The following is a 7,227-nucleotide window of genomic DNA, read 5'->3' as shown; positions in this document are numbered from 1 at the left end:
TGCGCCCATTCCTGCAGCAGCGTCTTGGGATCGCGCAGCGGCCGGGTCGGCGCGCGCATCCGCGCCCCGAAGGCGCGGGTTACGAGATCCGACGCGGGTTCGAAGCCGCCATCCAGAAACACCGCGCCGATGATCGACTCGCAGAGGTCGCCCAAGATCGCACGCTTCAAAGCGGCGATGGTCTTCTCCCCCTGCCCGAGCCTGATATGATGCTCGACATCCCATGCGAGCGCGACCTCGGTGCAGGTCTCGCGGCGCACGAGATCGGCGAGCCGACGCGACAGCTCGCCCTCCTCCGCCTCGGGAAAAGCGGCATAGAGCATTGCCGCGACGGAGACGCCGAGCACCCGGTCGCCCAAAAACTCGAGCCGCTGGTAGGTGGCGTTGCGCTTGGTCGTGGCGCCGATATGGGTCAGGGCGAGAACGAGGAGGCCTTGATCGCGAAAGCTGTAGCCGAGCCTTGTTTCGAGGCTGGCGAGATCGTCCCGCCGGCCGCTATCGGTCGAGGCGCCTGCCTTCGTCACCGGACCGGCTTGAACAGCCGGTTCCAGCGTACCGTCCAGGGCCACTCCCAGATCTTCCAGGCCGGCTGGCCGTCGCCGTTGGAGAAGAAGATCAGTTCCGCGCGGCCGATGAGGTTGACGGCCGGCACGTAGCCGACGCCGCCCTGGTCCGGCGGCACGCGGCTGTCGGTCGAGTTGTCGCGGTTGTCGCCCATCATGAAGTAGCTGTTGGCCGGCACCGTGAAGAGTTCGGTGTTGTCGTTGAAGCCGGTGTCGCCCTGGATCTCGATGATCGTGTGGGTCACGCCGTTGGGCAGCGTTTCCTTGTAGGTCGGCACGTCGGCGTCGCGGCCGTAGTAATCCTCGGTGTGGACTTTTGCGATCGGCTCACGCGGCACCAGCGTGCCGTTGATGTAGAGCCGGCCTTCCTTCATCTGGATCGTGTCGCCGGGCAGGCCGATCAGGCGCTTGATGTAGTCCGTCTTGTTGTCGCGCGGCAGCTTGAACACGATGACGTCGCCCTGCTTCGGCGGCGATGACATGATCCGGCCGGGGACGAAATCGAGATCGACGGGGAAGGAAAACTTCGAGAAGCCGTAGGCATATTTGGAGACGAAGAGGAAATCGCCGACCAGCAGGGTCGGGATCATCGAGCCCGACGGGATGTTGAAGGGCTGGAACAGGAACGTCCGCACGACGACGGCGATGAGCAGCGCCTGGAGGATGACCTTGATGAGCTCGCCGAGGCCGCCCTGCTTCGCCTGCTTGCCGACGGCGGCCTTGTCGCTATCCAATCGTACTGGCTCGGTCATCGTCTCATATCTCTTGATGCGTCCACAGACCGCTGCCGGCACTGCCAAAGAACGCGGTCCATATCACGCAGGCTCCACGGGGTACAGGGAGCGTGGCTCACGACCTCGGCAGCGCCATAGGCTTGATTTGGCGTCACGCCCGGGCGTTTTCGCGGCGAGATCATGGCGCCCGCAGCGACGGCACGGCCTCGATGACGACGAAAGCCTGGGCCATCGGATGCTCGTCGGTGATGGCGAGATGGATCACCGGCTCGTACCCCGGCGGCATCAGGGCGGCGAGCCGAAGCGCGGCGCCGCCGGTGAGCGCCATCGTCGGCTTGCCGGACGGCAGGTTGACGACGCCCATGTCGCGCCAGGCGACGCCGTCGCGAATCCCCGTGCCCAGCGCCTTGGCGCAGGCTTCCTTCGCGGCGAAGCGCTTGGCATAGGAGGCCGCACGCCCCGCCCGGCTCTCGGAGCGCTTCCGCTCGACCGCGGTAAAGCAGCGATGGATGAAGCGCTCGCCGAACCGCTCCAGCGACTGCGCCACGCGGTTGATGTCGCAGAGGTCGGTTCCGATGCCGATGATCATGCGGTTCCAACGACGACGTCTGTGGCCTGCTCCAGCGGCAAGCCGGTCCGGCCGGCGCGCATCGACGCGCGCATCGCCGCGATCGTCGCTTCGAGACCGAAGAAGATGGCCTCGCCGATCAAGAAGTGGCCGATGTTGAGTTCGACGATCTGCGGTAGCGCCGAAATGATGCGTGCGGTCTCGAAATCCAGGCCGTGGCCGGCATGACATTCGATGCCCTGGCTCTCCGCCGCCTGCGCCGCGAGGCGGATGCGCTCGAACTCGTGCGCCGCGCGGTCGCGTTCGTCATGGGCGATGGCATCGCACCACGCCCCGGTATGCAGCTCGACGACAGGCGCGCCGATCGACCGCGCGGCGGCGATAGCGCGGGGCGAGGGTTCGATGAACAACGACACCCGGATGCCGACGCTGGCCAGTTCCGTGGCCGCGACCTTGAGATGATCGTGGCCGCCGACGACATCGAGGCCGCCCTCGGTCGTGCGCTCGCTGCGCTTTTCCGGCACCAGACAACAGCCGTGCGGACGGGTGGCCAGCGCGATGGCGACCATGTCGTCGGTGGCCGCCATCTCGAAGTTCAGCGGCGCGTCGATCTCCGCCTTGAGCCGACGCATGTCCTCGTCGCGGATGTGACGCCGGTCTTCGCGGAGATGCGCGGTGATGCCGTCAGCGCCGGCGGCGATCGCCAGTTTCGCCGCCCTCACGGGATCGGGCACGGTGCCGCCCCGGGCATTCCGGACGGTGGCGACATGGTCGATATTCACGCCGAGACGCAGGACGGATCCACTCATCTAGCCATTCACCCGCTCGACCTTGCTGACCACCGGGCGCGCGCGAAGCTGCGAGATGATCGTGCTGAGATGCTTCAGATCACTCACTTCTACATTGACGAGCAGAGTGCGGAAATCCGGCGAAGGAGCGTTGATCACGACATTCGCGATATTCGAGCCATTTTCCCCGATGACGGTCGCGATCGCCCCGAGCGTGCCGGGTTCGTTGATTGCGGTGATCAGCAGGGTCGCCGGAAAATTCGAGCGACTGCCCTCCTCGATGTCCCAGCGCGCATCGAGCCAACGGCCGGCCTGATCGTCGAAGGCGGTGAGATCGGCCGACTGGATGGGATAGATGGTCAGCGACTCGCCGGGCGTCAGAATGCCGACGATCCGATCGCCCGGCACGGCGCCGCCGTTCGGCGCGAAGACGACGGGCAGATCGGGCTGCAGCCCCTGGATCGGCATCAGCTTCATGTCCGCCTCGTCGCTGGCGCCGGGCACGCGGAAGACGACGTGGAGGTTGGTTCGCATCTTGAACCATCCCCCCTCGTTGCGCGGGCGCTGGCTGACGGCCTTCCGGTCGTCGGCGATATCGGGATAGACGGCCTTGAGAACGTCGCCGGAAAACATTTCGCCGCGGCCGACGGCGGCCAGCACGTCCTCGACGCTGGAGCGGGCGAAGCGCGATAGAGCGATCTTGATCTTGTCCTCGGCAAAGGGCTTTCCGGCGCGCTCGAAGGCGCGCGTCACGATCTGGCGGCCGAGGCCGGCATATTGCGCCCGCATCGCCTCGCGCGTCGCCCGGCGGATCGCCGACCGCGCCTTGCCGGTCAGCACCAGCGTCTCCCAAACCGATGGCGGAATCTGCCCCTCCGTGCAGACGATTTCGACCTCGTCGCCGTTCTGCAACTCGGTCAGAAGCGGCGCCGGCATGCCGTTGATCTTGGCACCGGCCGCGGTATTGCCGACATCGGTATGCACGGCATAGGCGAAATCGATCGCCGTCGCGCCCTTCGGCAAGGCGATCAGCCGACCGTTGGGGGTAAAACAGAAGACCTGATCGAGGAACAGTTCGAGCTTGGTGTGCTCGAGAAACTCCTCCGGCGAACTGCCTTCGGCAAGCGACTCGATGGTGCGCCGCAGCCACTGGAACGCCTTGCTCTCGTTGGTCAGCACCGCGTTGTTGCGGACGCGTCCTTCCTTGTAGAGGACATGCGCCGCGATGCCGTTGCTGGCGATGTCGTGCATCGCGTTGGTACGCACCTGCAGCTCGACACGCTGCCGCCCGGGACCGACGACGGTCGTATGGATCGAGCGATAGTCGTTGGGTTTCGGCGTCGAGATATAGTCCTTGAAACGGCCGGGAACGGTCGGCCACTTCATGTGGATGACGCCGATCGCCTTGTAACAGGCCTCGTCGCTGTCGACGATAATGCGGAAACCGAAGATGTCCGAGAGCTGCTCGAACGAGATCGACTTGCGCTCCATCTTCCGCCACACGGAATAGGGCTGCTTCTGCCGCCCCTTGACCTCGGCCTTGATCCCGGCCGCCGTCAGCGCCTCGGTGAGTTCCTTCTCGATGGCGACGATCCGCAGGTCGTTCTTGCGGCCGATGTCGTCGAGCCGCGCCTCGATCGTGGCATAGGCCTCGGGCATCAGGTGGCGGAACGCGAGGTCTTCCAGTTCGTCGCGCAGGCGCTGCATGCCCATGCGGCCGGCGAGCGGCGCATAGATGTCGAGCGTCTCCTCGGCGATGCGCGCGCGTTTCGCGATCGCCATGAAGTGCAGGGTGCGCATGTTGTGCAGGCGGTCGGCGAGCTTGACCAGCAGCACCCGCACGTCGGCGGCGATCGCCAGCAGCAGCTTGCGGAAATTCTCAGCCTGCACCGCGCGCTTCGACACGAGGTCGAGACGCTTCAGCTTGGTCAGCCCGTCGACGAGCGCGCCGATCTCCGGCCCGAAGATGCGATCGATTTCCTCGCGGGTGGAATCGGTATCCTCGATCGTATCGTGCAGGACGGCCGCGACGATCGTCGCATCGTCGAGCCGGTATTCCGTGAGGATGGCGGCCACTTCGAGGGGATGCGAGAAGAACGGATCGCCCGAGGCGCGGACCTGGGCTCCATGCGCCTTCATCGCATAGACGTAGGCGCGATTGAGCAGCACCTCGTCTGTTTGCGGATTGTACCGGCGGACCCGATCGACAAGCTCATATTGTCGCATCATCGAACGGGTCTCGCGGCTAAAGCGCTTTCCGCTTTGGTGGACTCACCAAAGCGACAAGAAATCGCTCTCTTTCAAAAAATTAGAGCATTCTCTCGACCACAAAAGCCTGCAGCTTTTGTGGAGAATGCTCTGGGTCCAAAGCACGGCTCGATCGGTCTCGCTGGCGCGCGGTAAGTCATTTCGCGGGTCGGCTCACAGAACCCGTCGTCGAAGAGCGTTTATCCACGCGCTCCTGAAGCAAGCCCGCTTGCCGTAACGGAAAGTCTACGATCCGGACGCGCACGCTGCGCCGGACCGTGGACGGTTTTACTCGCCTTCGTCGTCGGTGGCGGCCGGCGGGACGAGACCTTCGAGACCGCGGAGCAGATCCTCTTCCGTCATGCGATCGAACTGCACGTCGCCATGGGCGTCGGACTGCATCGCCGCAGGGCCGGAGGACAGGGCCGGAACCGCTTCTGCTTCCGGCTCGTCGACTTCGACCTGATTCTGCAGGGAATGGATGAAGTCTTCCTTCAAATCTTCCGGGGCTTGCGTCGAATCCGCGATCTCGCGCAACGCGACGACCGGATTTTTGTCATTATCTCGATCTACGGTGATCTGTGATCCGGCCGCAATCATGCGGGCGCGATGGCTCGCGATCAAAACAAGGTCGAATCGGTTTTCGACCTTATCGACACAATCTTCAACTGTTACGCGCGCCATCTGACAATCCCTTTTCGGCCGTGCTTCGCCTAGCCGTACACAATTGAGTTACGTATTGGCAAGTTCATATGCATTGTAGAAGCAGTTTCGCGATGAAAAAGAAAGCCCATGTTAATCTCCGGTTTCCGTCGCGCTTGACGGATCGGCTCCCGGCATTCATTGCTTTGCCGTGGCAAATTCGGTTTGTTGCCGATCATGATTAAAACTCGTCTTCAGCCAGCGCTTAATCTGATCTGCTTTGCTGCCGACCGCAAACCAAAAGAAAGCTAAGAGATATACTATGGCTGACTTAGAAAGAATTGCGCTCTTTATCGACGGCGCAAACCTATATGCGACAGCGAAGTCGCTGGGATTCGACATAGACTACAAACGTCTACTCAAAGAATTCCAGAGTAGAGGCAAACTCATCCGCGCCTTCTACTATACCGCGTTGATCGAGGACCAAGAATATTCCTCCATCCGTCCATTGATCGATTGGTTGGATTACAATGGCTTCGCAGTCGTGACCAAGCCGACGAAAGAGTTCGTGGATGCCCTTGGCCGCCGTAAGGTCAAAGGAAACATGGACATAGAGCTCGCAGTCGATGCGATGGAGATGGCTGATCATCTCGATCACATCGTTCTATTTTCAGGGGACGGCGATTTTCGTTCGCTAGTCGAAGCCGTTCAGCGCAAGGGCGTTCGCGTCTCGGTTGTATCGACGAACACGACGCAGCCGGCGATGATCGCCGACGAATTGCGCCGCCAGGCCGACGAGTTCATCGACCTGATCACGCTGGTCCCGAAGATCGGGCGCGATCCCGGCGAACGCGTTCAGCGCTATCAGGATCGTCGCGGCTCGCCGGTCCCCGCCGGCACGCAGTTCGATCCGATCGAAGGCCAAGACTGACGGCGCATGGCCTTCAGTCAAAACGCCACGGCGTCGGGCGCCGGGCCGATCGGGATCAGTCCGGATCAAGACTGTCCGCTCTGCCCGCGCCTCGCCGATTTTCGGCACGAGGCGCGGGCCGCCGAGCCTGGCTGGTTCAACGCTCCGGTCCCGACCTTCGGCGCCGATGATGCGCGCCTGCTGATCGTCGGCCTTGCGCCGGGCCTGCGCGGCGCCAACCGCACCGGGCGGCCGTTCACCGGCGACTACGCCGGCGATCTGCTCTACGCGACGCTGATCGAATACGGCTTTGCCCGCGGCACCTACGACAAGCGCCCCGACGACGGCCTCGTGCTGGTGGACTGCGCGGTGACCAATGCGGTGCGCTGCGTGCCGCCGCAGAACAAGCCCCTGCCCGCGGAAATCCGCACCTGCCGGACCTTTTTGGATGCGACGCTCGCCATGCGGACGCAGCTCGACGCCATCGTCGTTTTGGGCCGCATCGCCCACGAGGCGACGGTGCGCGCCTGCGGCGGCAAGCTCGCGATGCACCCGTTCGTTCATGGCCAACGGCACGACATGACGGCGCCGACCGGACGCCCGGTGGCGCTGTTCGATTCCTATCATTGCTCGCGCTACAACACGAACACCGGGGTGCTGACCACGGCGATGTTTCGGGGGGTGTTCGAGACGGTGCGGCGCTATTTGGACGGCGCTGCTTAGAGCGGTTTCCACGACGGTTGAATCGTGAGGAGCAGGATTCCCTTTTCTCTTG

Annotated in this window: 8 protein-coding genes; 2 read left to right on the top strand and 6 right to left on the bottom strand. The window is 63.6% G+C overall.

Annotated features, from left to right (window positions below):
• The 6 genes from GSQ79_RS21475 to rpoZ form a co-directional block, all read right to left on the bottom strand.
• The coding region (locus GSQ79_RS21475) for a ribonuclease III family protein (protein ID WP_158810829.1) at positions 1-524 on the bottom strand (524 nt) is incomplete at its 3' end.
• Positions 521-1,315, bottom strand: coding sequence for a signal peptidase I (gene lepB / locus GSQ79_RS21470; protein ID WP_158810828.1), 795 nt, complete (start codon positions 1,313-1,315; stop codon positions 521-523). The genes GSQ79_RS21475 and lepB, both read right to left, overlap by 4 nt.
• Before the next feature lie 160 nt (positions 1,316-1,475).
• Positions 1,476-1,886 carry a holo-ACP synthase gene (gene acpS / locus GSQ79_RS21465; protein WP_158810827.1) on the bottom strand — a complete coding sequence of 137 codons (411 nt, stop codon included), beginning with the start codon at positions 1,884-1,886 and terminating at the stop codon, positions 1,476-1,478.
• Entirely contained in the window at positions 1,883-2,674 is a 792-nt protein-coding gene (locus GSQ79_RS21460; RefSeq protein ID WP_158810826.1) for a pyridoxine 5'-phosphate synthase, read from the bottom strand. The genes acpS and GSQ79_RS21460 overlap by 4 nt, the downstream gene beginning before the upstream one ends.
• Positions 2,675-4,882, bottom strand: a complete 2,208-nt coding sequence (locus GSQ79_RS21455; RefSeq protein ID WP_158810825.1) for a bifunctional (p)ppGpp synthetase/guanosine-3',5'-bis(diphosphate) 3'-pyrophosphohydrolase — start codon at positions 4,880-4,882, stop codon at positions 2,675-2,677. It abuts the gene before it with no gap.
• 306 nt (positions 4,883-5,188) lie between these two features.
• Positions 5,189-5,584 carry a DNA-directed RNA polymerase subunit omega gene (rpoZ, locus tag GSQ79_RS21450; RefSeq protein WP_158810824.1) on the bottom strand — a complete coding sequence of 132 codons (396 nt, stop codon included), beginning with the start codon at positions 5,582-5,584 and terminating at the stop codon, positions 5,189-5,191.
• Positions 5,585-5,864: 280 nt separating this feature from the next.
• On the opposite strand from rpoZ, the gene GSQ79_RS21445 reads away from it, so the two are divergent.
• Positions 5,865-6,473, top strand: a complete 609-nt coding sequence (locus GSQ79_RS21445; protein WP_158810847.1) for an NYN domain-containing protein — start codon at positions 5,865-5,867, stop codon at positions 6,471-6,473.
• Positions 6,474-6,479: 6 nt separating this feature from the next.
• A complete protein-coding gene (locus GSQ79_RS21440) occupies positions 6,480-7,175 on the top strand; it encodes a uracil-DNA glycosylase (protein ID WP_158810823.1) in 696 nt (231 codons plus the stop codon).
• Positions 7,176-7,227 lie beyond the last annotated feature (52 nt).

The organism is Beijerinckia sp. L45 (assembly GCF_009765775.1).
Taxonomy (GTDB): Bacteria; Pseudomonadota; Alphaproteobacteria; order Rhizobiales; family Beijerinckiaceae; genus RH-AL1.
The sequence above is the reverse complement of the archived record's forward strand: the minus strand, read 5'-3'. Positions and strand labels throughout refer to the sequence as shown.

Excerpts from the sequence above, each read along its gene's own strand:
- acpS (WP_158810827.1), bottom strand. The coding sequence starts at position 1,886 with ATGATCATCGGCATCGGAACCGACCTCTGCGACATCAACCGCGTGGCG.
- rpoZ (WP_158810824.1), bottom strand. The coding sequence starts at position 5,584 with ATGGCGCGCGTAACAGTTGAAGATTGTGTCGATAAGGTCGAAAACCGA.
- GSQ79_RS21445 (WP_158810847.1), top strand. The coding sequence starts at position 5,865 with ATGGCTGACTTAGAAAGAATTGCGCTCTTTATCGACGGCGCAAACCTA.
- GSQ79_RS21460 (WP_158810826.1), bottom strand. The coding sequence starts at position 2,674 with ATGAGTGGATCCGTCCTGCGTCTCGGCGTGAATATCGACCATGTCGCC.
- lepB (WP_158810828.1), bottom strand. The coding sequence starts at position 1,315 with ATGACCGAGCCAGTACGATTGGATAGCGACAAGGCCGCCGTCGGCAAG.
- GSQ79_RS21455 (WP_158810825.1), bottom strand. The coding sequence starts at position 4,882 with ATGATGCGACAATATGAGCTTGTCGATCGGGTCCGCCGGTACAATCCG.
- GSQ79_RS21440 (WP_158810823.1), top strand. The coding sequence starts at position 6,480 with ATGGCCTTCAGTCAAAACGCCACGGCGTCGGGCGCCGGGCCGATCGGG.